The sequence below is a fragment of the Qipengyuania marincola genome, from assembly GCF_029688625.1.
Lineage (GTDB): Bacteria > Pseudomonadota > Alphaproteobacteria > Sphingomonadales > Sphingomonadaceae > Qipengyuania.
Window position 1 is genome coordinate 558,663 of the sequence record NZ_JARULC010000001.1, and the last position, 25,359, is coordinate 584,021.

A 25,359-nucleotide genomic window follows, 5' to 3' on the forward strand; every position below is an offset into this window, starting at 1 on the left:
CCCTGCCTCAGGCGCGGCTGCGCTTCAAGTCAGACGATGCGGTTGAACTTGTCGAAATCGGGACGCGGACTGCGATCGAAGATCGTCGTCTCGTCGCCATAGCCGATCGCGCAGACCCAGTCGGCGCGATGCCGTGGCTGGTCGGCGAAGAACGCCTCGGTCACTTTGTCGAGGTCGACTCCCGACATCGGCCCGCAATCGAGGCCCTGTGCGCGCGCTGCAATCATAAGATATGCGCCCTGCAGGGCGGAGTTGCGCTTTGCGCCGTCCTTGCGGCCGTCTTCGTCGCCTTCGAACCAGCTCTTAGCGTCGGTATGCGGGAACAGCCAGGGCAGTTCCTCGTGGAAGTCGATGTCATAGCCGATGATGACTACGACCGGCGCAGTCTTGATCTTCTCCTGGTTCCCCTCGCTCGCGCATTCGGCCAGCTTGTCGCGTGATTCCTGCGACATGCACCAGACGAACCGGCCCGGCTGCATGTTGGCCGAGGTCGGACCCATCTTGAGCAATTCGTAGATCGCGTGGATCTGTTCCTCGCTCACCGCCTTATTATGCCAGCCATTATAGCTGCGCGCTTCGCGGAAGATCTGGTCGAGCGCGTCGCCGGAAAGCTTTTGGTCGTGAAATTGCTGGGTCATCAAGTCCTCTTGGTCTGGCAAATCAGGCTGCGCGGACTTCAACGACCTCCGGGACATAATGTTTCAACAGACCTTCGATGCCGTGCTTGAGCGTGGCAGTGGATGACGGGCAGCCCGAGCAGGCCCCCTGCATCTGCAAATGCACCACACCGTCGCGGTAGCCGCGATACTGGATATCGCCGCCGTCGCCCGCGACGGCCGGGCGCACGCGCGTCTCGAGCAGCTCGTTGATCTGCGCGATGATGTCGGCATCTTCGTCGCGCTCTTCGACCAGCATCGCCTCGTCTTCCGGCGGAACGGCGATGCCGCCGGCGGTCCCGGCAGCGAAGAGCGGCGCCTCGGAGACGAAATGATCGAGCAGGATCGCAACGACCTGCGGCTTCAGATCGGTCCAGCTGACGCCCGGTGCCGCGGTGACGGTCACGAAATCGGCGCCGAAGAAGACATTCGTCACATCGCCGAGATCGAACAGCGCCTGCGCCAGCGGGCTTGCCTCGGCCGCTTCGGGCGTCGCGAATTCGCGGGTTCCCGATCCCATCACCGGCTTGCCGGGCAGGAACTTGAGGCTGGAGGGATTGGGCGTGGTTTCGGTCTCGATGAACATTCCGCCTATCTAGGGAGCGCGGGAACGCGCCACAAGCAAAGATGCTTTTTGCCAATGTTCACTGTCCCTTCACACCAAGGCTCCCTATATCCCCGCCATGGCTATTCTTTCGCGCGCCGTCCGGCGTCTTGCGCTCGTCCTTCCTCTCGCGTTCGTGGCCCAGCAGCCCCTGCTTGCGCAGGCGCCTGCCGAACCCACTCCGAAGCACCTCACCGAAGAGGGCGAGACCCCCTGGATCTACGAGGGCAGCGATGTCCCGCGCGACGAGGAATGGACCTTCGGCGAGCTGCCCAACGGCCTGCGCTATGCGGTGCGCAAGAACGGGGTGCCGCCCGACCAGGTCTCGATCCGGGTGCGCATCGATGCCGGTTCGCTGCATGAGGAAGACAGCGAACAGGGCTATGCCCACCTGCTCGAACACCTGCTGTTCCGCGAAAGCCAGTATCTCGGCCCGGCCATGGCGATCCCGACGTGGCAGCGCCTGGGGGCGACCTTCGGCAGCGACACCAATGCCGAAACCAGCCCGACACACACGGTCTACAAGCTCGACCTGCCCAACGTGAACGAAGCGAAGCTGGCCGAGAGCATGAAGATTCTCTCCGGCATGGTCCGCGCGCCGGTCCTAAGCGATGCCAATGTGCAGGCGGAGGTTCCCATCGTGCTCGCAGAGAAGCGCGAGCGCGGCGGGCCGCAGCAGCGCGCCGCCGAGCAGACCCGCGAAACATTGTTTGCCGGGCAGAAGCTGGCCAACCGGCTACCGATCGGGACCGAGGCAACGCTCAATGCCGCCACCGGCACTTCGGTCAGCGCCTTCTACGATCGCTGGTACCGGCCCGAGAACACCGTGATCGTCGCCGTCGGCGATCTCGACCCGATGCAACTCGCCGCGGAAATCGAGAAATGGTTCGGTGACTGGCAGGGCGAGGGGGCAAGCGTGGCCGCGCCCGATTTCGGCGACCCTGTCGCCCCCGCCGGTGCCGATGCGGACAATCCGGTCGGCGAAGTGTCGGCGATCGTCGCGCCCGGCCTGCAGCGCAGCTTTACCTATGCCGTGATGCGCCCCTGGCGGCCGGTACAGGACACGATCGTCTATAACGAGGGCCTGCTGCGCGACAGCCTGGCGCAGGCGCTGATCAACCGGCGGCTGGAGGCGCGCGCACGAGCCGGAGGCAAGTACCTCTACGCCCAGGTGCAGCAGGACGATGTCAGCCGCTCCACCGATGCGACCTTCGTGTCCTTCGCGCCGCTGTCGGACGATTGGGAGGGGGCGTTGGCCGATGTGCGCGCGGTGATCGCCGATGCGCTGGCCAACCCGCCGACGCAGGAAGAAATCGATCGCGAGCTGGCCGAATTCGAATCCATTTTCGCCAGCTCGGTCGAACAGCGCCGCGTGATGGCGGGGGCCCGGCTGGCCGACGACATCGTCAATGCCGTCGACATTCGCGAGACGGTCGCGGCGCCTGAAACCGTGCTCATGGTCTTCAATTCCATGCGCGAGAAGGTCACGCCCGAGCAGATGCTGGAGCAGACCCGCAAGCTGTTCGACGGGGCGGTGATCCGCGCAGCCTATGTGACGCCCCAAACCGGCGAAGCGAGCGATGCGGAGATTCGCACGGCCATGCTTGCCCCAGTGGAAGCGGCGGCCGATGCGCGGATCGCGGCGCAGGACATCTCCTTTGCCGATCTGCCCGCCATCGGCGAGCCCGGCACGATCGAGCGGCAGGGGCCCCTCGGCGTGCTCGATATCGAGCGGGTTGACTTTGCCAATGGCGTGAAGGCGATCCTGTGGGCGAACGATGCCGAACCCGGCCGCGTGGCGGTCAAGGTCCGCTTCGGCGGCGGCTGGCGCGCCATCGAGGAAGAGGATGGCGCCTATGCCATGCTCGGCCGCATGGCACTGGTCGGCTCGGGCCTCGGCGAACTCGGCCAGGAAGAACTCGACCGGATTTCGACCGGTCGGCGGATGGGCTTCGACTTCGACATTGCCGATGGCGCCTTCACCCTGTTCGCACAGACCCGCGGGCAGGACCTCGCCGACCAGCTCTACCTCTTCGCCGCCAAGCTCGCCATGCCGCGCTGGGACCCGAACCCGGTGCTGCGCGCGCAGGCTGCCGCCCGGCTTGCTTATGAAAGCTACGGTGCCAATCCTGCCGGCGTGATCAATCGCGATCTCGAATATCTGCTCCGCGGACGCGACGGGCGGTTCGAGATTGCCGACCCGGCCGCCATTGATGCGACCACGCCCGAGGGCTTTCGCCAGGTGTGGGAGCCGCTGCTGAAGCAAGGCCCGGTCGAGGTGCTGGTATTTGGAGATTTCGACCGGCAGCAGGGCATCGAGGCGCTGGCCAAAACCTTTGGCGCACTCGAACCGCGCGATCCCCTGCCGGCCGATGTCGCGGCCTCTGGCTTCACCTTCCCCGAGCCGGGCGAAACGGTCGTGCGCTATCATCGCGGCGATGCCAACCAGGCTGCCGCGGTTATCGCCTGGCCGAGCGGGGCGGGCGTCGACGGTCTGCCTGAATCGCGCCAGCTCGAAATCCTCACGCAGGTGTTCAACAACCGGCTGATGGATGCGATGCGCGAGCGGGCAGGCGCTAGCTACGCGCCGGTGATCAACAGCCAGTGGCCGACCGATGTCGAGAGCGGTGGACGTATCACCGCCTTCGCGCAGTTGCGGCCCGAGGACGTTCCGGCCTTCTTCGCTGCGGCCGACCAGATCGCCAGCGACCTTGCCACCCAGCCGCCCAGTGCCGACGAATTGCAGCGCGTTACCGAACCGTTGCTGCAATACGTGAACCGCGTCTCGACCGGCAATCTGTTCTGGCTGTTCCAGCTGGAAGGTTCGACGCAGGACCCGGCGCGGATCGGCCTGCTGCGCTCGCTGCTGAACGATCTGACGCAGACCACGCCTGAACGGATGCAACTGCTGGCGCAGAAGTATTTCGGCGACACGCGAGGTTGGCGCATGGCTGTCATCCCCGAAGGACAGGAGCTGGCCACGCGCGTGACGACGGCCCCGGCCGAGGCCGCTCGCTAGCCGGTTGCAGCAATCGGCTTTTTAAGCTGGCCAAGCAAAAGCTGCTTGCGGCATGAGCTGTGCTCGTCTGCGATGGGCGGGTACAAACGGCGCAATTCCGCGCTGCGAATGGAAGTGACAATGGCGACGAACTGGGCACCGGATAGCTGGAAGAGTTTCGAGGCAAGGCATTTGCCCGAATATCTCGACCCGGCCGCACTCGACGCCGCGACTACTGCGCTGGAAACGCACCCGCCGCTGGTCTTTGCGGGCGAGGCGCGGGCGCTCAAGGCCGATCTCGCCGAAGTGGCGGAGGGCAAGGCGTTCCTGCTGCAGGGCGGCGATTGCGCCGAAAGCTTCGCCGAATTCCACCCGAACAATATCCGCGACACCTTCCGCGTGCTGCTGCAGATGGCGGTCGTCATGACCTTCGCCAGTAAGAAGCCGGTGGTGAAGGTTGGACGCATGGCGGGCCAGTTCGCCAAGCCGCGCAGTTCGAATACCGAAACGCAGGACGGCATCACTCTGCCGAGCTATTTCGGCGACAACATCAACGGTATCGATTTCGACGAGGCCAGCCGAACCAACGATCCGCAGCGCATGGTGCGCGCCTATTCGCAGGCCGCCGCCACGCTCAACCTGCTGCGTGCCTTTGCCGGCGGCGGCTATGCGAACCTGCGCCAGGTCCACCAGTGGACGCTCGATTTCATGGGCCGCAGCCCTTGGGCAGACAAGTTCAAGGATGTGGCCGACCGCATCGGCGAAGCCCTCGATTTCATGGAAGCCTGCGGGATCACGCCCGAAACCCTGCCGCAATTGCGCGGCACCAGCTTCTACACGAGCCACGAGGCGTTGCTGCTGCCCTACGAGCAGGCGCTGACCCGCCGCGACAGCCTGACCGGCGACTGGTACGATACCAGCGCGCATATGGTCTGGATCGGCGACCGCACCCGTTTCGATGGCAGCGCGCATGTCGAATTCGCGCGCGGCATCGGCAATCCGCTCGGCATGAAATGCGGGCCGAGCCTCGAGACCGACGCGATGCTGCGCCTGCTCGACACGCTCAATCCCGCCCGCGAGCCGGGGCGCATCACGCTGATCAGCCGGTTCGGCCACGACAAGGTGGAAGACGGCCTGCCGCGCCTCGTGCGCGCAGTAAAGGCGGAAGGCCACCCGGTCGTATGGAGCTGCGACCCGATGCACGGCAATGTGGTGAAGTCGGAGAGCGGCTACAAGACGCGCCCCTTCGACCGCATCCTGACCGAGGTTAAAGGCTTCTTCGCGGTCCACCGCGACGAGGGCACGCACCCCGGCGGCATCCATGTCGAAATGACGGGGCAGGACGTGACCGAATGCGTCGGTGGCGCAGTGGCCATCACCGATGAGGCCCTCAAGGATCGCTATCACACCCATTGCGACCCGCGCCTCAATGCCGCGCAGTCGCTGGAACTGGCCTTCCTCATCGCCGAGATGCTCAATGAAGAGCAGGGCATGCGGCGCGCCGACGCGGCCTGACCTAGGGGCAATCACCTAAGCCGCAATTCGCCAAACCTTTCCTCCGTTCCGACTATCGACGGGCAAGAAAGGAGATGGCGTGGCGCGTCCTGCGATAGAAATGGTGTGCCTGGCGCTGGCGTGGGTGATGATAGCGCTGGCAATCATGCTCGGCTCTTGGCCCCCGGATGGCGCATTCCTGCAGGGCTTGTTGCTTGCCGCGCTCCTGCCGCTGACACTGCTCGCTCTGTGCTTCATGCGCCGCCCACCGACCGCGGCGGTTATCGCGACGCCGCCTCCGCCGCCCGAAACCAGCCTCGCCGACGAACTTGCCGGCATCGGCCGTTGGAGTGTCGATCTGCTGACGGGCGGGCATCGCTGGTCGCGTGAGTTTTGCAGGATTGCCGGCCTGCCCCTGACAACCCCGCCAGATGCCGAAACGCTGCGCGCACTCTTGCCGGAGGGGACGCGGCAGATGGAGGTCGCTTTCCTGGCGCATCGGCACGACCGCGGGACCTATCCCATCGAATTCGAGATCGAGAACCAGACCCTGGGCACGCGGCTCCTGCGGGCCCGCGCGCGCAACGTCTTCTCGCCAGAAGGACAGGTCGAGCATGTCCTGATGGTCGTGCGCGATGCGACGGAGGAATATTCGCAGGCCGCCCGCATGCATCGTGCCACCCAGGCCGCATTGCAGCAGGCCGAGGAAGCGCGTCGGCTGGCGAACACCGATCCGCTGACCGGTCTCCCCAATCGACGCAGCGCGATGGCCGCGCTCGACCGGGAGATCGTGCGGGCAAGACAGAATGAGGTGCATCTCGCCGCGTTGCTGTTCGATGTCGATTTCTTCAAATCGATCAATGACACGCATGGCCATGCGGTGGGCGACCGCGTCCTCACCGAAATTGCCGCCATCGTGCTGCGCAATTTGCGCGAGGGGCAATGCGCAGCCAGGATCGGGGGCGAGGAATTTCTTCTCGTCTGTCCTGACGCCGATGCCGGGGTGGCGGCGGAGGTGGCCGAGCGCCTGCGTCAGGCGATCCACCAAGGGACTCAGACCGCGGACGTTCCCGCCGTGACGGTCAGCGTGGGCCATGCCGCCTTGCGCCCGGGAGAGACGAGCCTGCAACTGTTCTCGCGCGCGGACGAGGCGCTCTATGCTGCCAAGCGCGCCGGCAGGAATCGGGTGAAACTGGCGGCATGACGCCAACTTAGCTGTCAGCGGCAAGCTAAGTCTTTCAACCGTCACCTGTTTGCGCCATGATGGATCGCGGTTGCCGCATTCTGGCGCCGCCGAAGAGGGGAGCCCCAAATGCCCCGCCAGACTTTGCTTGCACGGGAAGCCGATCCGGCACGACCGGCGCGCTATCATGCCGTGCGCCGTCTTACCGAAGCGCTCGCCGCGCCGCTTTCGGAAGCCGATGCGACCCTCCAGTCGATGGAAGACGCCTCGCCCGCCAAATGGCATCTCGCGCATGTCACCTGGTTCTGGGAGACGTTCCTGCTGCGCGATCACCTCGATGGGTATCGCCTATATGACGAGCGCTGGCCCTTCGTCTTCAATTCCTATTACGAGGCCGAGGGCGAGCGGATCGCGCGTTTTTCGCGCGGGATGCTCTCCCGCCCGACGGTTGCCGATATTCTTGCCTGGCGAGCCCATGTCGACGAGGCGATGCAGCCTTTGCTGGAGCGCGAGGAGCTGGCTCCGCTGGTCGAGCTCGGCTTTGCGCACGAGCAGCAGCATCAGGAATTGCTGCTGACGGACATCAAGCACGCTCTGTTCCAGAATCCGCTCGGCCCGGCGATGTGGGAAACCACGCCCGGTCAGGCTGAGGCGCGGACTCGCGGCTGGCATGCGCACCCCGGCGGAGTGGCGCGGATCGGCCATCAGGATGGAGGCTTCGCCTTCGACAATGAAGGGCCGGTCCATCGGGTGCTGCTCGAACCCTTCGCCCTCGCCGATCGGCTTGTCACCAATGGCGAATGGGCCGACTTCATCGCCGATGGCGGTTATGAAACCGCCTCGCTCTGGCTGTCGGACGGCTGGGCTTGGGTCAATGAGAATGCGATCCGCGCGCCGCTCTACTGGCACGAGGACGAGCATTTCACGCATGGTGGCTGGCAGGCGCGCGATCCGCATGCGCCCGTCACCCATATCTCCTATTACGAGGCCGATGCCTTCGCCAGCTGGGCCGGATACCGGCTGCCGACCGAATTCGAGTGGGAAGCGATCGCGCGTGGGCAGGAGGGGCAGGATGCGGCCCATGATCCGGCCGGCGGCAACCAGCTCGACGAAGCGGCCCCCCCACTGCCTCTCGGGAGCGAGAGCCTGTTCGGCGACTGCTGGCAGTTCACCCGTTCCGCCTATCTGCCCTATCCCCGTTTCCAGCCGGCCGAAGGTGCGGTCGGCGAATACAACGGCAAGTTCATGAGCGGGCAGTTCGTGCTGAAGGGCGCGAGCTGCGCCACGGCGCGCGGCCACTCGCGTGCCTCCTATCGCAATTTCTTCTACCCCCACCAGCGCTGGCAGTTCACCGGCCTGCGGCTCGCAAAGGACGTCTGATGAAATCCCAAACCGGTCTTGCGATCGTCGATCTGGATGAGGAGGGGGTCGACCGCGCCTTCCGCTCCGATGTGCTGACAGGCCTCGCCCAGCGGCAGAAGGCGATCCCCGCGCGCTGGTTCTACGACGAGCGCGGATCGCGCCTGTTCGAAGACATCACCAAGCTCGACGAATACTATCCCACGCGCGCGGAGACCGAGATCCTGCGCGAACGCGGCGGCGAGTTCGCCGAGCTGATCGGACCGGACCGGGCGGTGGTCGAATTCGGGTCCGGCAGTTCGGTCAAGACACCGCTGCTGCTCGAAGCGATCGATCCGGCCGCCTATGTCCCGCTCGATATTTCGGGCGACTTCCTGCGCCAGTCCGCAGCGGCGCTGAGCGAAAAGTTTCCCCGATTGCCGGTATTCCCGGTCGAGGCCGATTTCATGCGCAAGGTCGCGCTTCCCGACGATGTCCATCACCTGCGCAAGCTGGGCTTCTTCCCGGGTTCGACCATCGGCAACATGGTCCCGCGCACGGCGGTCGACCTGTTGCGCTCGATGCGCTCGACCATGGGTGCGGACGAGGGCGAACTGCCGCTCCTCCTGATCGGCATGGACCTCGTCAAGGATCGCAAAGTGCTTGAGGCGGCCTATGCCGATGGCGACGGGGTTACCGCCCGTTTCAACCTCAATCTCGCGCACCGGATCAATCGCGAGCTTGGCGGAACCATACCGGTCGAGAAACTCGAGCACGTCGCCATCTGGAACGACGACTTCGCGCGGATCGAGATGCATCTCAAGGCGCGCGAATCCTTCGATTTCGAGGTCGCAGGCAAGCGCTTCACCATGGCGGCGGGCGACACGATCCACACCGAGAACAGTCACAAGTTCACCCGCCGCAGCTCCAATACGTTGCTGCTGGCCGGCGGATGGACGCCGTTGCATCGCTGGACCGACGGCGAGGGGCGTTTCTCGCTGATCCTCGCGCAGGCGACCGAGCACCGCGACGCGCCCTGATGGCGGGAACGATTATTGTCGTCGGTGCTGGCATGGCGGGCCTCGCCTGTGCCACGCGGCTTGCGGCCGCGGGCCAGCAGGTGAGCTTGTTCGACAAGGGTCGCGGCCCCGGCGGACGCATGGCGACACGACGCGCGGAAGTGGAGGGCAAGACGCACCGCTTCGATCACGGGGCGCAATTTTTCACTGCGCGCGATGACGGTTTCCGCGCCCGGGTCGAGGAATGGCAGCGGGCGGGCGTGGTGGCTCGCTGGCAGGCGGCGGGCGAGGAGGCATGGGTCGGCACGCCCGCCATGAACGCGCCGATCCGCGCGGCTGCCGAGCCGCTCGATGTTTCGTGGGGTACGCGCGTGGCCGGGATACAGTCGCGCGACGAGGGCTGGCTGGTGTCGCTGGACGATGGCGCGGAGCGATTCTCAGACAGCATCGTGCTCGCCATTCCGGCCGAACAGGCTGCCGAGCTGCTGGCGGGCTTGCACGACGATTTTGCCGACCGTGCGCGGCGCACGGCTTCAAGGCCGTGCTGGGCGCTGATGGCGGTCTTTCCCGACCGCCTCGAATGCCTCGATACGCTGCGCGGCGACGACGGAGAGGCCGTTTCCTGGGCCGCACGCAACGGGGCCAAGCCGGGGCGCGATGGATCGGAAAGCTGGGTCGTCCACGCCTCGCCGGAATGGTCCGAAGCCCATCTGGAAGATGATGCCGCAAGCGTCGCGGCACGGCTGCTCGACGCCTTTCTGCACCAGTCGGGCGCAGGCGCGCGGGCCCCGGTCCACATGGCGGCGCACCGCTGGCGCTATGCCATGGCCGATCCGGTCGATGGGCCTCCGGCCTTATGGGATGCGACGCGAAAACTGGGTGTGTGCGGAGACTGGCTGATCGCGCCGCGTGTCGAATCGGCGTGGGTGTCGGGCACCAGGCTTGCCGAAACCATGCTCGATTCGATCGACGTTCATTGAGCGTCGAGGTCCGCACCCTATATTGATCGCATGGACCTGGCCGCCACTTTTTCCGCGATTGCCGACACGCTGAGGGCCATTCCGCGTTCGGAGCTGCTGATGGTCGCGGTCGCCGCCATGGTGCTCGGGTGGATCGGCGCGATTGTGGCCCGCCGCTCGGCACTGGGCGGCCTGATCCGCATGGCAAGTTCGATCGTGCTGGGCGTGGTGCTACTCACAGTCGTCCTGCAGCTGTCGCGCTTCGACCCGCGCTTCGACGTCGCCGTGCCGCAGATAGGCTTGCCAGAACAGGTGGTGAGCGGCGGGGAGACACGCATTCCGCTTTCGCCGGACGGCCATTTCTGGGTGCGCGCCAGCGTCAATGGCGTGCCGGGCAACTTCATGATCGACACGGGCGCAACGCTTACCGCGATCTCCGCGCCGCTGGCCGAGCAGGCTGGCCTGACCCCGCGCCGGGGCGGAATCCCGATCATGCTGGGCACGGCGAACGGCACGGTTCAGGCGCATGTCGCGACCATCGACAGCCTCGAGCTCGGCAATATCCGCGCGACCGGCACCGATGCCGCAGTGGCCGAAAGCTTCGGCGACTTCAACGTGATCGGAATGAACGTGCTCGCCCGGCTCGACGAATGGAGGGTCAAGGATGGCACGCTGATCCTGGTGCCCAAGCAGGCCGACGCCATCGTCGAGTAGGGGCTTTACCTTGGCCTGCGAGGCGCTAGACCCGCGCCGATGGCTAGCCCCCTGACGACCACCCCTTCGCTCCCGACCCCGCCGCCGCTGGCCGAGCTGATCGGCGCAGGGCCGATCGCGCTGTTCCTCGACTTCGACGGGACTCTGGTAGAAATCGCTCCGCGTCCCGGCGCGATCGACGTGCCCGGCTGGCTGAACCGGCGGCTGCACGAGCTGCGCGACCGGCTGGACGGCCGTCTTGCTCTGGTGAGCGGGCGCGCCCTCGACGATCTGGCGACGCATATCGGCGATATCGACGTCGCGCGCGCTGGCTCGCACGGGGCCTCGCGCCTCCATGCGGATGGCACGCGCCTGGGCGATGAGCCGCGCGGCCTGACGCCGCAATCGGTCGACGAATTGCGCGAGTATGCAGCCGCGCAGGACCTCTATTTCGAGGCCAAGACCCATGGCGGCGCGCTCCATTTTCGCGGGCAACCCGAAAAGCGCGAGGCGACGCTCGATTTCGCGCGCAGCTTCGCCACCCGGCACGACCTCTGCGTCACCAGCGGCAAGGGGGTCGCCGAACTCGTGCGACCGGGCGCAAGCAAGCAGGGCGCGGTCGAGGCATTCATGCAAGTTGCGCCTTTCGCCGGCGCGACCCCCGTCTTCCTCGGGGATGACGTGACCGACGAGGATGGCTTTGCCGGTGCAATCGAATTCGGGGGCTACGGGGTGGCGGTCGGGGACCGCATCAGCGAAAAGGCACGTTACGGCCTGAAAACCGTATCCGACGTACATCACTGGCTGGAGCTTGCATGACCGCGAATCTCGAATTGTCTCCGATCGGCAATTGCCAGGTCAGCGCGCTGGTCGACGAGGAAGCGGGGTTCGTCTGGAGTTGTGTTCCGCGGGTCGATGGCGATCCGGTGTTCTGCTCTCTCCTCAATGGCGACGAGCGCGAGAAGGGTGTCTGGCGTTTCGAGCTGGAAGGGCAGGTACGCAGTTCGCAGCGCTATGAACGCAATACCGCGATCCTCGTCACGCGGCTGGAGGCGGAAGATGGCAGCGCGGTCGAGATCAGCGATTTCGCGCCGCGGTTCGAAACGTCCGGGCGCATGTACCGTCCGGTCGCCTATAGCCGCATCGTGCGCCCCGTAAGCGGCGCGCCGCGCATCCGTGCGATCCTGACGCCGATGAAGAATTACGGCGAGGCACTCGCCAGCACCACCAACGGCACCAATCACATCCGCTATCTGGTGGGTCCGCAGGCCTTGCGTCTCTCCACCGATGCGCCGGTCGGGTATATTCTCGAACAGCGCAGCTACCGGGTCGAGAGCGACCAGCATTTTTTCCTTGGTCCGGACGAGCCCTTCAGCGGCAATATCCGCAGCGAGGTGCGCCGGATGGAGGCGAATACCGCCAAATACTGGCAGCACTGGGTGCGCGGCCTGCATATCCCGCTCGAATGGCAGGAGGAGACGATCCGCGCGGCGATCGCATTGAAGCTCTGCCAGCACGAGGAAACGGGCGCGATTGTCGCCGCGCTGACTACTTCCATCCCGGAAGCCGCCAACAGCCAGCGCAACTGGGACTATCGCTACTGCTGGATCCGCGACAGCTATTATACGGTACAGGCGCTGAATCGCCTCGGCGCGCTCGACGTGCTGGAGAAATATCTCGCCTATCTGCGCAACATCGTCGACCAGGCGCGCGGCGGGCAGATCCAGCCGCTCTATTCCGTGATGGGCGCAGAGGAACTCGACGAATTCGAGGCCGAGCACCTGGCCGGCTATCGCGGCATGGGGCCCGTGCGCGTAGGCAATGCGGCTTACAAGCAGGTGCAATACGACTGCTATGGCCAAATCGTCATGCCGACAGCGCAGGCCTTTTTCGACCAGCGCCTGCTGCGCATGGCGGACGAGACAGATTTCGCGCATCTGGAGGAGGTCGGCGAAGCGGCCTGGGCGAAGCACGACAAGCCCGATGCGGGCCTGTGGGAGTTCCGCACGCGGCAGGAGGTTCACACCTATTCGGCCGTCATGTGCTGGGCCGCCTGCGACCGGCTGGCCAATGTCGCCGCCACGCTAGGCAAGGGCGACCGCGTGGTTTTCTGGAAGCAGCGGGCGGAGAAGATTCGCGCGACGATAGAGGAAAAGGCCTGGCGCGAGGACGGCGAGCATTACGGCGCCAGCTTCGAGAACGGCTATCTCGATGCCAGCCTGCTGCAGATGGTCGAGCTGCGCTATCTCAAGCCCGACGACGAACGCTTCCTCAAGACCTTCGCCGCCATCGAGCGTGACCTGCGCCGTGGCGACCACATGCTGCGCTATGCCGCGGAAGACGATTTCGGCGCGCCGGAAACCGCCTTCAACGTCTGCACCTTCTGGCTGATCGAAGCCCTGGGGCTGGTCGGACGCCGCGCGGAAGCCCGCGAGATCTTCGAGAGCATGCTCAGCCACACCACCCGTTCCGGACTGCTGAGCGAAGATCTCGACTATGACACCGGGGAGCTGTGGGGGAACTTCCCCCAGACCTACTCGCTGGTAGGTATAATCAATTGTGCCGGTCTCTTGAGCAAACCCTGGAGCGAAGTCCGCTGACAGACAGCAAGCGCCTTGTCGTCATTTCCAATCGCGTCGCCGTGCCCAAGGCACGCGGCGCGGCGGGGGCGCAAGGCGGGCTTGCCGGCGCACTGCACGCGGCGCTGAAAGACCGGGAGGGCCTGTGGTTCGGCTGGTCGGGAGAGGAAAGCGACAGCGGGCGCACCGGTAATATCGACACGCAGACCAACGATGGCGTGACCACCGCGACGATCGACCTGTCGCAGCGCGATATTGACGAATATTACAACGGTTATGCCAACTCGACCTTGTGGCCGTTGTTCCACTATCGCCTCGACCTCGCCAAATACGAACGCGAAACGGCCAAGGGGTACGAGCGCGTCAACGAGCGCTTCGCCGAACTCGCTTCGCCGCTGATCGAGGACGATGACCTCGTCTGGGTTCACGACTACCATCTCATCCCGCTCGGCGAGCGCCTCCGGTCGCGCGGGGTGAAGAACCGGATCGGGTTTTTCCTCCACATCCCCTGGCCCGCCACGCGGCTGTTCGTCTCGCTGCCCTATCACGAGCGGCTGGTGCGAACGATGCTGCACTACGACCTGATCGGCTTCCAGACGGACGAGTGGCGGCAGAGCTTCCTCCACTATTGCCGCACCGAGCTGAAGGCCGATGTCGACGAGGACAGCGGCAGCATCACGCTCGACGGGCGAACCACGCTGGTCCGTGCCTATCCCATCGGCATCGACTGGGATCACTTCAGCAAGCTTGGCGAAACGGGCGAGGCGCGCAATGCGCAGCAGCGGATGATGGCCTCGACCCGCCGCCGCACCGCAATGATCGGAGTCGACCGGCTCGACTATTCCAAGGGCATACCCGAGCGGATCGACGGCATCGGGCGATTTCTCGACCGTGAGCCGGAGCGAATTCGCGACCTGGTATTCGTCCAGATTGCCCCGCCGAGCCGCGAGGATGTGCAGAGCTATCAGGAAATCCGCGAGGAGCTGGAGCAGAAGTGCGGCCAGATCAACGGCGCGCGCAGCGAAGTGGACATGGTGCCCATCCGCTATGTCAATCGCGGCTACAGCCATGAGGAGCTGTTCGGCTTCTTCCGCGCCTCCAAGATCGGCCTGGTCACACCGCTGCGCGACGGGATGAACCTGGTGGCGAAGGAATATGTCGCCGCGCAGGACCCCGAGGACCCGGGCGTGCTGATCCTGTCGAGCTTTGCCGGTGCCGCCCTGCAGCTGCAGGATGCGGTGCTCGTCAACCCGCACAGCCCGGATGACATCGCCCATGCGATCAAGACCGCGCTCGACATGCCGCTCGCCGAGCGCAAGGCGCGCTACGAGAAGATGGTAAAAAGCGTGCGCGAGGAGAACGTGCAGGCCTGGACCGCCGACTTCCTGCGCGATCTCGCCGGCCAGGCGCGCTAGATCGTCCGCCGCACGGCATTGGTCTCCCTGACCCCGTAGCCAAGTGCCTCGCGCAGGTCGCGATGGCCGGGCCGCCCCTCGCGCGCGGCGAGAACGAGTTCGACCGTGCGCACCAGGAACTTGTCGAGAAAGGGTTTGCGGATGTAGCCCTGCGCCCCGCCATAAAGCGCGCTTTGTTCGTCATAGGCGCCGGTGATCGCGGTGAACATGACCACGGGCAGGTCGTAATGCTGTTCCGATCCCCGCAATTCGCGCAGCACTTGCTTTCCGGTGAGGCCGGGCATGTCCTGATCGAGCAGCAGCAGGTCGGGGCGTCGCCAGCGGAGCAGGTCGAGCACTTTCGTACCGTCGGTCACCCAGCCGCAGGCATGGCCCGCCGCGAGCAGCGCGTCGGCCGCCATTTCGGCTATCAATTCGTCGTCGTCGGCAATCAGGATATGGGCCATGCGGGCTCCCGTCGCGGGTCGGTTCGCAAGCGGCGTACCCTGCAAGTATGGCTGCAGCCTATCCGAGCGATTACGTATGATTGCGCAGGCGACACCGGCCTGCCACCAAGGCGGCCATGATTCGCAATCCCTTCCTTGAGACCACCGGCATTCACAATTTCCGCGATTTCGGCGGGTGGGAGACGGTGGACGGCGGGCGGGTAAAGACCGGTCTCTTGTGGCGGTCCGGCCAGCATGTGGGCGCTAGCGATGCGGACCTTGCCGCGATGGATGCGCTGGGAATTCGCACGGTTGTGGACCTGCGCGGGACGAGCGAGCGGGAGCGCAATCCCTGCCGCCGCAGCGACGCCTTCGAGGCCGAGGTGTTGTTCCACGACGGGGAAACGTCCTCCAGCCCGCCGCACATGGATATCGACGAAAGCGTCACGACCGAGAATTTTGCCCGCGAGCGGATGCTGGCGGTCTATACCCGAATGCCGCGCAACCCGGCGATGATCGCGATGTTCGGCCGCTATTTCCGCGCGCTGGACGAGCGCGAGGGCGCGAGCCTGGTGCATTGCTTCGCCGGCAAGGATCGCACTGGCGTCGCCGCCATGCTGGTGTTGCACGTGCTCGGCGTCGATCGTGACCGGCAGATGGCGGAGTTCCTGCGGACCAACGATGCGCCCACGCTGGCCGTCCTGCGCGAACAATCGGTGCCGGGGATCGAGGAACGGCTGGGCCGCAAGCTGGACGACGACGCGGTCATGGCGCTGCTCGGCGTGCGCGAGGAATATCTGATCCGCTGGTGGCACGAGGTCGAGAGCGAATACGGCTCGCTCGACACTTTTCTCGACGGACATTTAGGTGTGGACGAGGCCATGCGCGAACGCCTGATCGCACGCTTCGTGGCGTGACTCTTCGCGCCCGCATCCCATATAGCGGCCAAACACGAATTCCAGACTGACGGACGATACCACCATGGCTACCCATCGCACCAAGATGCTCATCATCGGCTCCGGCCCGGCGGGCTATTCCGCTGCCATCTATGCCGCGCGCGCCATGATGGAACCGATCGTGGTGCAGGGCCTCCAGCCCGGCGGCCAGCTGACGATCACCACCGATGTGGAGAACTATCCCGGCTTCGCCGACGTCATCCAGGGCCCCTGGCTGATGGACCAGATGCAGAAGCAGGCCGAACATGTCGGCACGCGCATGATGTGGGACACGATCGTCGATGTCGACATCGCCGGCGGCTCTCCCTTCACCGCCAAGGGCGACAGCGGGGACGAGTATGTCGCCGACGTGCTGGTGATCTGCACCGGCGCGCAGGCCAAGTGGCTGGGCGTTCCGGGCGAGATGGAGCTGGGCGGCAAGGGTGTTTCGGCCTGCGCCACCTGCGATGGCTTCTTCTATCGCGGCAAGAAGGTCGCAGTGATCGGCGGCGGCAATACCGCGGTCGAGGAAGCGCTCTATCTCACCAACCATTCCGACGACGTGACGCTGATCCACCGCCGCGATGAACTGCGTGCGGAGAAAATCCTGCAGGAACGGCTGCTCAACCACCCGAAGATTTCGGTGCTGTGGAACAAGACCGTGGAGAGCTTCGAGGCCGGGCCCACCGGCGCGCTGGGCCATCTCAACCTCAAGGATACGCAGTCCGGCGAGACAAGCGAATTCGCGACTGACGGGGCCTTTGTCGCTATCGGCCATGCGCCCGCGACCGAACTGTTCAAGGGCAAGCTGCCGATGGACGATGGCGGCTACCTGCTGACCGAGCCGGGCTCGCCCAAGACCGATGTGCCCGGCGTGTTTGCCGCGGGCGACGTGACCGACCACGTCTATCGCCAGGCGGTGACGGCGGCGGGCATGGGCTGCATGGCTGCGCTCGACGCGGAACGCTTCCTCGCCAATCTCGAGATCGGGGCGGACGGCCATGCTCACGCTGCCGAGAAGGAAGCGGCGGAATAGGCCTTTGAGCGGGGCGCCAGGCCCCGCCGCATCACATGTGTATGTCGAACACGTTGATCGCCGCATGCAGGATCAGCGCGATCAGCACGAGGCTCGACAGCGCGAACAAGACGAAGCGCACCATCACCACATTGGCCGTCGCCTGCATCAGCGAATGCAGGATACGCAGGCCGACGTAGATCCAGGCCAGCAGCGCGTTCAGCCCATCGCCCCAACCGACCATGGCGAGGACCAGGCAGGTCGCGTAAAACACCGTCGGCTGTTCGTGGAGATGGTTGTAATTATGCGCCTTCCACTGGACCTCGGCGGGCAGCGTATCGTCAAGCGTACCGGTTTTGCGCGCATCGTTCGGCGCGATGCCCGCCTTGCTCATGGCGGGGATGCGCACGGCATACATCCACAACCACATGACCATGGTCCATGCCAGCAGCAGGACGACGGGTTGCAGGATTTCCGACTGGATCATGGCAGGCTCCTTCAGGCCGGCGGCAGGCCGGGGTCGAAAAACAGCGTGGCGATCACCGCCCGGACCGCGAGTGCAGTGAGAGCCAGCGTGGACAAGAGGAAGATCAGGAAGCGGACCTTCACGACATTGACCGTCGCCTGATAGACCGAGTGAATGATGCGCAGCACGACGTAAATCCACGCCAGCAGCACATCGAGCGCGCCGGCGCCCATGATCGCAAGGATGACGACCGCCGGATAGAAGATCGTCGGCTGTTCCATCAGATGGGCGTAATTATGCGCTTTCCAGTTGACCTTGTCGGGGATCACCCCCTCGAGGTCCTGCCCGCGACCACCCGGCTTGGACGAGCCGACATCGCGGCCCAGCCTGTTCATGGCCGGAAAGCGCGTGAACGCCATCCAGAACAGCATCACGAGTGACCAGGCGACGAGTACCGCCGCCGGTGCCAGCATTTGCGCCTGCATCGAATTTCCCCCTTCTGGAACCCGTTTTGCCGTTCCTGCGTCTGGCGAAAGCGAAAGTCAAACGGCCTGTCAGGGCGCGATGGTTCGGGCGAAGCGCGCCGGATCGGCATTGCCGCCGGTCAGCATGATCACCGTGCCTTCGTCCACCGGCACCTTGCCCGCCAGCGCCGCCGCGAGCGCTGCTGCGCCGCCGGGTTCGAGCACCAGGCGAAGGTCGGAATAGGCGAAGCGCTGGGCGTTGCGAACGTCCTCGTCGGTGACAGTCACGCCCGGCGCCGCGCGATCCTTCAGGACGGCGAGATTGACCGGCTTGGTCGCGTCGGGCTGCAACGCATCGCAGATAGTGGAGGGCGGATCGTCAGCGACGCGCACGATGTCACCTGTGGCAATAGCCTGGCCGACCATGTCCCAGCCGTCCGGTTCGACCACATGGATCGCTGCCTCGGGGCAGGCGAGGGCGAGACCTGCCGCCAGCCCGCCGCCTCCGCAGCACACGATGAAGCGCGAGGGGGTTTGGCCCAGCTGCGCCTCGGCCTCGATACCCGCCGATCCCTGGCCTTCGATCACCCACGGGTCCCCGAACGCGTGGACCAGCGTCCCGCCGCGTTCCTCGATGAGGCGCGCGGCGACCTCGTCGCGGTCCTCGCCCGGGCGCTCGTAAAGGACGATTTCGGCGCCCAGCGCGCGCGTCGCGTCGAGCTTCACCTGCGGGGCATTACGGGGCATCACAATCGTCGCCCGAATGCCCAGCCGCTTTGCCGCCCACGCGACGCCCTGCGCATGATTGCCGGACGAGACCGCCACGACGCCATGCGCCCTTTCCTCGGGCGTCATACTCGACAGGCGCCACCACCCGCCACGGATCTTGAAAGCGCCGACCGGTTGCAGGCTTTCCGCTTTCGCCCAGCAGTGCACTCCGCCGATCGTCACCGGCAGGAGCGGCGTCGGCGGAAGAATGGCGGCAATTGATCGCGCGGCCTCGCGCACGCCCTCGGCAGTCGGTTGGCGGTTTGCGTCGCGGATCATTTGGCGGGCTTAGCGCATTTCGCTAGGGGGGCGACAAGATTCGAATTCGGAGAATACATACATGTCGACAGTCCTCGTGATCGGTGCCGGCGGCGTCAGCTCGGTGTGCGTCCACAAGATGGCGATGAACAAGGATATCTTCACCGATATCCACCTCGCCAGCCGTACCAAGAGCAAGTGCGACAGCATCGCCGCAAGCGTGAAAGAGCGCACCGGCGTGGCCGTCAGCACCTACGAGATCGACGCGGAAGAAGTGCCCGCGATGGTCAATCTCATCAGGAAGGTGCAGCCCAGCCTCGTCGTCAATCTCGCCCTGCCGTATCAGGACCTGCCGATCATGGACGCCTGTCTCGAAGCGGGTGTGAGCTATCTCGATACCGCGAACTACGAGCCCAAGGACGAGGCAAAGTTCGAATATCACTGGCAGTGGGCCTATCACGACCGCTTCAAGGAAGCGGGGTTGATGGCGCTGCTGGGGTCGGGCTTCGACCCGGGCGTCACCAGCGTCTTCACCATGTGGCTGAAGAAGCACAAGCTGAAGACCATCCGCCAGCTCGACATCCTCGACTGCAACGGCGGCGATCACGGTCAGGCGTTCGCGACCAACTTCAATCCCGAAATCAACATCCGCGAGGTGACTGCACCTGCGCGCCACTGGGAGAATGGCGGGTTCGTCGAGACCCCGGCAATGGGTAAGAAGGTGGAGTTCGACTTCGAGGGCGTCGGCCCCAAGAACATGTACATGATGTACCACGAGGAGCTGGAAAGCCTCGCCAAGTTCAACCCGGAACTGGAACGTGCGCGCTTCTGGATGACCTTCGGCGATGAATACATCAAGCACCTCACCGTGCTGCAGAATGTCGGGATGACGCGGATCGACCCGGTCCGCTACCAGGGCAAGGACATCATCCCGCTCCAATTCCTCGCCGCCGTGCTGCCCAAGCCCGAAACGCTGGGCGAGACGACCAAGGGCAATACCAATATCGGCGTGATCGCCACCGGCGAGGCACTGGACGGGTCGGGCGAGAAGACCTTTTACATCAACAATATCTGCAGCCACGAGGCCGCTTACGAGGAAACCGGCAACCAAGCGGTTTCCTATACCACCGGCGTGCCGGCGATGATCGGTTCGGCGATGATGGTAACCGGCAAATGGTCGGGCGACGGCGTGTTCAACATGGAGCAGATGGACCCCGATCCCTTCATGGAGATGCTGAACGAGCATGGCTTGCCGTGGCAGGTGAAGGAAATGGACGGTCCGGTCGATTTCTAGAAAAACCAAGAGAAACCCCATGCAATACTAGCCAGCGTTGCCAATAGGCCACGCTGGCTAGTTCGCGTTCATGGCCCCCTCCGGGCCGATTGACCGAGATTTGCAAGTATATATATCTTCGCAGGTCTTTCAGGGACGCCCCGGCCGGTATTCTTCCGCTCGGGTTAACAGGGGTAATAGTCCATGAAAAAATCGATTGCAGCCCTGGGGCTGCTGAGCCTTGGCGCCTGCGCGTCACCTTATGTCGGCACGCCGTACACCGCGCCCGCCGTTCCGGTCACTTCGGTCGCCATCGTCGACGATACGCTGCCCGAGAATGCGGTCGCATTCGAAGCGGCGTCGACCATGGGCAACTTCGGCCTGCTCGGCGCGCTGATCGATGCCGGCGTACAGGGATCGCGCAAGGATCGCGTCAATGAAGCGCTCGACAGCGTGGAGTACACGCCCGAAGCCAATTTCGAAGCCTTTCTGATCGCCGCGCTGGCCGAGGAAGGCATCACGGGTGCCATGCTCGAAGGCCCGGACCGCGAAAAGCGCAGGTTCCTCGAGAAATATCCGGCGGCCCCGTCGGGTGCTCAGGCGCTGATCGACTTCAACGTCACTTCCTACGGTTATGCAAATGCGGGTAACCAGTTGTGGCGTCCCACCGTTTCGGCAGACGTGAAGATGGTCGATGCCGTAACGGGCAAGCCGCTGATGGAAAACCGCATCATCCTCAACCCGATCGATGCGCAGGCCGGTATCGTAACGCTGGCGCCCAACCCGGCCTATGTGTTCCAGAACCGCGAGGACATGATCTCGCAGCCTGAGCGTCTTGCGGAGGGCATCGACGATGCGCTCAAGCAGGTTGCCGAGGCCGCTGTCCGCCTGCTGAAGTAAGGGAGGCCGCGATGCGGACCAAGCTGTTTGGGCTGGCGGGCCTTTCGGTCCTGCTGGCAGGTTGCGCCACCACGGTGCCGACCTATCCGGCGACACTGGCGTTCGAGCGGGCCGATTGCGCGACCGTGCCGGAAACGGTCACGGCGGTCAGCCTGACGCCGGACAAGGACAAGAAGATCTGGATGCTCGATAGCCAGCTCTCCGCGTCCGGGCCCTGCCTCGATCGCAACGGGGTTTCGGCTCCTTACATGGTCTTTTCCTTGCCGGAAGAAGGCAAGGCGAAGATGGTGGAGCTGGGCGCAGGACTGGAACTGGCGCGCGTGCTTTCGCCGCGGGTCGTGCTGCTCGACGCACAAGGCGCGGAAACCCGCTCCTTTTCGCGCGAACAGTACATGTTCCGCCCGGGCCTGCTATCGGTGCAGTTCGTGCCGCAGGCAAACGAGCGCTATGCACTGGTGACGGTCGATCCCGAACCCATCGGGCAGAGCCACGACACGATTGTGGCGGGCACTTCGACCGCCACCATCTACACCGGTTTCGGTGCGTCAAACTGGCGTAGCGGCCACGAGGCGATGATGTCGCGCGGCTTCTCCTACGAAGGGATGGTGCGCGCGCTGGTCTACCGGGCCGACGACGCCAGGTAAGGCTCCGACCTGATCAGGAAGGGCGGGGACGGCTTCGGCCGCTCCCGCCCTTTTTGCATGCGTGGGGCTTGCAGCTTTCGAGAGCGCGGCTAATCCTCCGTGGCATGAGGGGTCTTCCGATATTGCTTGGTGCTGTCCTGCTCGCCGCCTGCGGCGGAGCCGCGCGCGAGGAGGTGCCGCGCGCAGCGATCGACAGTGACTGGCCATCCATCCCCGACGATGCCGTCTTCGGGCAGGTCAGCGCGGTTGCGGCCGACAGCCACGGTCACATCTTCGTGCTCCACCGCGCAGGCCGCCCGTGGGAAGAACCCTTTCCAAGCGATCCGATCGCCGAGCCGACCGTGTTCATGTTCGCACCCGGCGGAGCTTTGCTGGCGAAGTGGGGCGCCGGCGACTTCATCATGCCGCACGGCCTTTCGGTCGACGCGGGCGACAACATCTGGATCACCGATGTCGCGCGCGAGCAGGTATTGCGTTTCAGCCATGACGGCGATGAGCAACTGGTCCTCGGCGAACGCGGCGTCACCGCGCAGGACGAAGGGCATTTCGGCAGGCCGGCCGATACCGCTTTCATCGGCAACCGGGCGCTCGTCGCCGATGGCTATGTGAACACGCGCATCGCCGAATTCGACCGCAGCGGGGCATTCCTGCGCGACTGGGGCGATTTCAGCATCGCGCACGCGATTGCGGTCGATGAAGAGCGCATCTACGTCGCCGATCGCGAGAACGCCCGGATCCAGATATTCGACCACGCGGGCGAGCTGCTGGAAAGTCGTGCAACGCCGACCGGCGGTCATCCCTACGGCCTCGCGACTCTCGGCGGCGGCTGGCTGGTCTCGGTCGAGGGCAGGGACCGGGCGGACCGGTTTGGCGCCATCGTGCGCGTCTATACGCCCGAGGGCGCGGTGGAACGCTCTCTCGATGTGAGCAGCGAGGACGCGGAGGTCAGCCTCGGGCACGATATTGCGATCGGTCGCGACGGCATGGCCTATGTTGCCGATGTCCATGGCGACCGTGTGGTCCGCTTCGAACTTTCGCCAGCACAGGAACCGAGCGAATAATGGAAACCAAAGCGGGCGATCCCGGGGCCTTCCGGCATTTCGACCTCAACCGCGTCGACAGCCCCGCCTTCGTGGTGGATGCAGCGAAGCTGCGCGCCAATTGCCAGGTGCTGGCCGAGATCCGCGACGCGGCGGAGATCAAGGTGCTGGCCGCGCTCAAGGCGTTCAGCATGTGGGCGACTGCGCCGATCATCGGCGAGTATCTCGACGGCGTCTGCACTTCGGGCCTGTGGGAAGCGCGCCTCGCAAGCGAGTTCTACGACGGCGAAATCGCCACCTATTCTGCGGCCTACAAGCCGGACGAGCTGGAAGAGGTCTGCCGCCTGTCCGATCATGTCATCTTCAATTCACCGGGCCAGATGGAGCGTGCGGCGCTGATCCTCGAGGCGGCACGCGCGGCGGGGCAGGATTTCGACGTCGGCCTGCGGATCAATCCGATGCATCCGACAGGCGAGGTGCCGCGTTACGATCCGTCCAGCCCAGGCAGCCGCCTTGGCTTTCCCATCGACCAGCTGACGCCGGAGATCATGGAGGGTGTCGAGGGCATCCACTTCCACAACCTCTGCGAGCAGGATTTCGAGCCGCTCCACGCCACCTGGGACAAGGTGTTCGACGCGATCGAGCCGTGGTTCGGCCAGCTCAAGTGGATCAACATGGGCGGCGGCCACCACATCACCCGCGCCGATTACCAGCGCGAGGAATTGGTCGAATTCCTGCGCGATGCGAAGGACGATACCGGCGCGGAAATCTATCTCGAGCCGGGCGAGGCGGTGGCGCTCGATGCGGGGATCCTCGTGGGCACGATCCTCGATACGGGCTTCAACGGCGTGCCGGTTGCCGTCGCGGACATCTCCGCCACCTGCCACATGCCCGATGTTATCGAGGCACCCTATCGCCCCGCGATGCTCGGCGAAGCGGCCGATCACGATGTGCCCGAGGTGCGCATCGGCGGCCCGTCGTGCCTCGCCGGTGACGTCATCGGCGACTATCGCATTCCCGGCGGGGCGGAGGTCGGCAAGCGCTTCGCTTTCCTCGACCAGGCGCATTATTCGATGGTCAAGACCAACACCTTCAACGGCGTGCAGCTGCCCAGCATCTGGCTGTGGGACAGCGAGACCGACCAGCTCGAGCTGATCCGCGAGTTCGGCTATGAAGCTTTCCGCGACCGGCTGAGTTGATCAGCCGTAGCGATGCGCCGGATCCGCGGGGCGGATGCGGTTCATGGTCAGCGCCAGGTCCGCGATCCCGGCGAACTGGCGAATCGTCTGTGCCACCATCGCGCGGTCAGCCGAGGGGTCGAGCGATCCGCTTTCAAACAGATTTCCGCCCTCCAGCGCCAGCACCATGTTACCGCCGGTGAACACGACCGCGCTGCCTTTGCCCTGAAACAGCCGCTCGAGATTGAGCAGCCGCTCGATATACTCCGGATTGATAAGCCAGCGCGCCTCGGTCTGGTCGGTGGTGTAGACATCGAACCGATCCTCGAATTCGGGGCTGACCATGTCGGCGAGTTGCAGCACCTGCCCGTCGAGCTTCACGCTGTCCTTCGCCCCGCCGAACAGCTTCCTGAACTGCCCGTCCTTTGCCAGCAGCGTGGTGCCGTGGAACGGCCGCTCGAACGCGATGGACACGATCGCACCGCGAAATACCGTGACCCAGCGCCGATTCTTGCCGGACCCGCGCCGTTCCTGCAGGTGCGCCTCGTGCAGGGTGAAATCGTGGCCCGCGGTCTCGCCTTCCCAAAGGTCCTCGAAATCGCGTTTCTGGTGCTTTGGCAGCAGCTGGAACTCGCGCGCTGTCTCGAAGGCATCGGTCGCCTCGCAATCGTGGCAGTAGGTGAGGCCGAGCGCGCCCGCGATGGCCTCGTTGACGCCGGTCTTGACCTCTTTCTTCGCCTTTTGCTTCGGCATTTGCGACCACGCCCAGGCGCCCGCAAAAGCAAGGCCCGACAGCCACAGCTTCGGTGTGAAATCGATCGGTACGAGGATGAAGAAGAAGGCGGCCAGCGGCAGCAGCACCATGCCTGCCTTCCACACCCGGTCCCACGACTGCGCCACCGCATCGGCGCGCACCTGCGCCTGACCTTCCAGCCAAGCGCCAAGCTCGCCCGCCATCAGCCGGTCCGCGTCGGGATACTCGATCACGCCCCACTTCCCTTCGTTAACCAGTTGGTTCTATCATAGGGTCCGAAACGTAAAAGGGGGGTTTCACC

General features: G+C 64.9%; 24 protein-coding genes. 17 read left to right on the top strand and 7 right to left on the bottom strand.

The annotated features are described in order from the left end of the window. Nucleotides 1-29: 29 nt before the first annotated feature. Both P8Q88_RS02800 and P8Q88_RS02805 read right to left on the bottom strand, forming a co-directional pair. Entirely contained in the window at nt 30-638 is a 609-nt protein-coding gene (locus tag P8Q88_RS02800; RefSeq protein ID WP_278322302.1) for a malonic semialdehyde reductase, read from the bottom strand. Between the two features lie 22 nt (nt 639-660). Beyond that, complete coding sequence (locus P8Q88_RS02805) at nt 661-1,242, bottom strand: NifU family protein (RefSeq protein WP_278322303.1); 582 nt, start codon at nt 1,240-1,242, stop codon at nt 661-663. A 97-nt stretch (nt 1,243-1,339) separates the two neighbouring features. Between P8Q88_RS02805 and P8Q88_RS02810 the strand changes: the two genes are divergently transcribed. The 10 genes from P8Q88_RS02810 (at nt 1,340) to otsA (ending at nt 14,938) form a co-directional block, all read left to right on the top strand. Next, nucleotides 1,340-4,279 (top strand): M16 family metallopeptidase, encoded by a 2,940-nt coding sequence (locus tag P8Q88_RS02810; RefSeq protein WP_278322304.1) that lies wholly within the window; start codon nt 1,340-1,342, stop codon nt 4,277-4,279. A 120-nt stretch (nt 4,280-4,399) separates the two neighbouring features. Further along, a complete protein-coding gene (locus P8Q88_RS02815; protein ID WP_278322305.1) occupies nt 4,400-5,773 on the top strand; it encodes a class II 3-deoxy-7-phosphoheptulonate synthase in 1,374 nt (457 codons plus the stop codon). Between the two features lie 79 nt (nt 5,774-5,852). Next, on the top strand, nt 5,853-6,956 hold the full coding sequence (locus P8Q88_RS02820; protein WP_278322306.1) for a sensor domain-containing diguanylate cyclase: 1,104 nt from the start codon (nt 5,853-5,855) through the stop codon (nt 6,954-6,956). A gap of 108 nt (nt 6,957-7,064) precedes the next feature. Then, a complete protein-coding gene (gene egtB, locus P8Q88_RS02825; RefSeq protein WP_278322307.1) occupies nt 7,065-8,315 on the top strand; it encodes an ergothioneine biosynthesis protein EgtB in 1,251 nt (416 codons plus the stop codon). Further along, nucleotides 8,315-9,313 (top strand): L-histidine N(alpha)-methyltransferase, encoded by a 999-nt coding sequence (egtD, locus tag P8Q88_RS02830; protein WP_278322308.1) that lies wholly within the window; start codon nt 8,315-8,317, stop codon nt 9,311-9,313. The genes egtB and egtD overlap by 1 nt, the downstream gene beginning before the upstream one ends. After that, nucleotides 9,313-10,272, top strand: coding sequence for an NAD(P)/FAD-dependent oxidoreductase (locus P8Q88_RS02835; RefSeq protein WP_278322309.1), 960 nt, complete (start codon nt 9,313-9,315; stop codon nt 10,270-10,272). The genes egtD and P8Q88_RS02835 overlap by 1 nt, the downstream gene beginning before the upstream one ends. 30 nt (nt 10,273-10,302) lie before the next feature. Further along, on the top strand, nt 10,303-10,965 hold the full coding sequence (locus P8Q88_RS02840; protein WP_278322310.1) for a retropepsin-like aspartic protease family protein: 663 nt from the start codon (nt 10,303-10,305) through the stop codon (nt 10,963-10,965). A gap of 39 nt (nt 10,966-11,004) precedes the next feature. Further along, the gene (gene otsB / locus P8Q88_RS02845) at nt 11,005-11,763 is read left to right on the top strand and encodes a trehalose-phosphatase (RefSeq protein WP_278322311.1); all 759 of its coding nucleotides are present in this window, start codon (nt 11,005-11,007) and stop codon (nt 11,761-11,763) included. Next, nucleotides 11,760-13,544 carry a glycoside hydrolase family 15 protein gene (locus P8Q88_RS02850; RefSeq protein WP_278322312.1) on the top strand — a complete coding sequence of 595 codons (1,785 nt, stop codon included), beginning with the start codon at nt 11,760-11,762 and terminating at the stop codon, nt 13,542-13,544. Before otsB ends, P8Q88_RS02850 begins: the two co-directional genes overlap by 4 nt. Further along, nucleotides 13,541-14,938, top strand: coding sequence for an alpha,alpha-trehalose-phosphate synthase (UDP-forming) (gene otsA / locus P8Q88_RS02855; RefSeq protein ID WP_278322760.1), 1,398 nt, complete (start codon nt 13,541-13,543; stop codon nt 14,936-14,938). Before P8Q88_RS02850 ends, otsA begins: the two co-directional genes overlap by 4 nt. On the opposite strand, the gene P8Q88_RS02860 is transcribed toward otsA, so the two are convergent. Then, complete coding sequence (locus P8Q88_RS02860; protein WP_278322313.1) at nt 14,935-15,384, bottom strand: response regulator; 450 nt, start codon at nt 15,382-15,384, stop codon at nt 14,935-14,937. The genes otsA and P8Q88_RS02860 overlap by 4 nt on opposite strands. Before the next feature lie 116 nt (nt 15,385-15,500). Between P8Q88_RS02860 and P8Q88_RS02865 the strand changes: the two genes are divergently transcribed. Then, a complete protein-coding gene (locus P8Q88_RS02865) occupies nt 15,501-16,280 on the top strand; it encodes a tyrosine-protein phosphatase (RefSeq protein WP_278322314.1) in 780 nt (259 codons plus the stop codon). Nucleotides 16,281-16,344: 64 nt separating this feature from the next. Beyond that, nucleotides 16,345-17,334, top strand: a complete 990-nt coding sequence (gene trxB / locus P8Q88_RS02870) for a thioredoxin-disulfide reductase (RefSeq protein ID WP_278322315.1) — start codon at nt 16,345-16,347, stop codon at nt 17,332-17,334. A 31-nt stretch (nt 17,335-17,365) separates the two neighbouring features. Here the strand turns inward: trxB and P8Q88_RS02875 are convergent, their stop codons facing one another. From P8Q88_RS02875 to P8Q88_RS02885, 3 genes are all read right to left on the bottom strand, one after another. Beyond that, nucleotides 17,366-17,800, bottom strand: a complete 435-nt coding sequence (locus tag P8Q88_RS02875) for an MAPEG family protein (protein ID WP_278322316.1) — start codon at nt 17,798-17,800, stop codon at nt 17,366-17,368. Nucleotides 17,801-17,811: 11 nt separating this feature from the next. After that, nucleotides 17,812-18,264, bottom strand: a complete 453-nt coding sequence (locus P8Q88_RS02880; RefSeq protein ID WP_278322317.1) for an MAPEG family protein — start codon at nt 18,262-18,264, stop codon at nt 17,812-17,814. A 69-nt stretch (nt 18,265-18,333) separates the two neighbouring features. Continuing rightward, entirely contained in the window at nt 18,334-19,290 is a 957-nt protein-coding gene (locus P8Q88_RS02885) for a threonine ammonia-lyase (protein WP_278322318.1), read from the bottom strand. A 61-nt stretch (nt 19,291-19,351) separates the two neighbouring features. Between P8Q88_RS02885 and P8Q88_RS02890 the strand changes: the two genes are divergently transcribed. From P8Q88_RS02890 to P8Q88_RS02910, 5 genes are all read left to right on the top strand, one after another. Further along, nucleotides 19,352-20,563 (top strand): saccharopine dehydrogenase family protein, encoded by a 1,212-nt coding sequence (locus tag P8Q88_RS02890; RefSeq protein ID WP_278322319.1) that lies wholly within the window; start codon nt 19,352-19,354, stop codon nt 20,561-20,563. 183 nt (nt 20,564-20,746) lie between these two features. After that, nucleotides 20,747-21,442 (top strand): hypothetical protein, encoded by a 696-nt coding sequence (locus tag P8Q88_RS02895; RefSeq protein ID WP_278322320.1) that lies wholly within the window; start codon nt 20,747-20,749, stop codon nt 21,440-21,442. 11 nt (nt 21,443-21,453) lie between these two features. Then, nucleotides 21,454-22,086 carry a hypothetical protein gene (locus P8Q88_RS02900; protein ID WP_278322321.1) on the top strand — a complete coding sequence of 211 codons (633 nt, stop codon included), beginning with the start codon at nt 21,454-21,456 and terminating at the stop codon, nt 22,084-22,086. 122 nt (nt 22,087-22,208) lie between these two features. Next, a complete protein-coding gene (locus P8Q88_RS02905) occupies nt 22,209-23,147 on the top strand; it encodes a peptidyl-alpha-hydroxyglycine alpha-amidating lyase family protein (protein WP_278322322.1) in 939 nt (312 codons plus the stop codon). Next, nucleotides 23,147-24,325: a carboxynorspermidine decarboxylase gene (locus tag P8Q88_RS02910; protein WP_278322323.1), complete on the top strand. Its 1,179-nt coding sequence runs from the start codon at nt 23,147-23,149 to the stop codon at nt 24,323-24,325. The genes P8Q88_RS02905 and P8Q88_RS02910 overlap by 1 nt, the downstream gene beginning before the upstream one ends. Here the strand turns inward: P8Q88_RS02910 and P8Q88_RS02915 are convergent, their stop codons facing one another. Further along, nucleotides 24,326-25,291 carry a DUF3137 domain-containing protein gene (locus tag P8Q88_RS02915; RefSeq protein ID WP_278322324.1) on the bottom strand — a complete coding sequence of 322 codons (966 nt, stop codon included), beginning with the start codon at nt 25,289-25,291 and terminating at the stop codon, nt 24,326-24,328. Between the last annotated feature and the right edge of the window lie 68 nt (nt 25,292-25,359).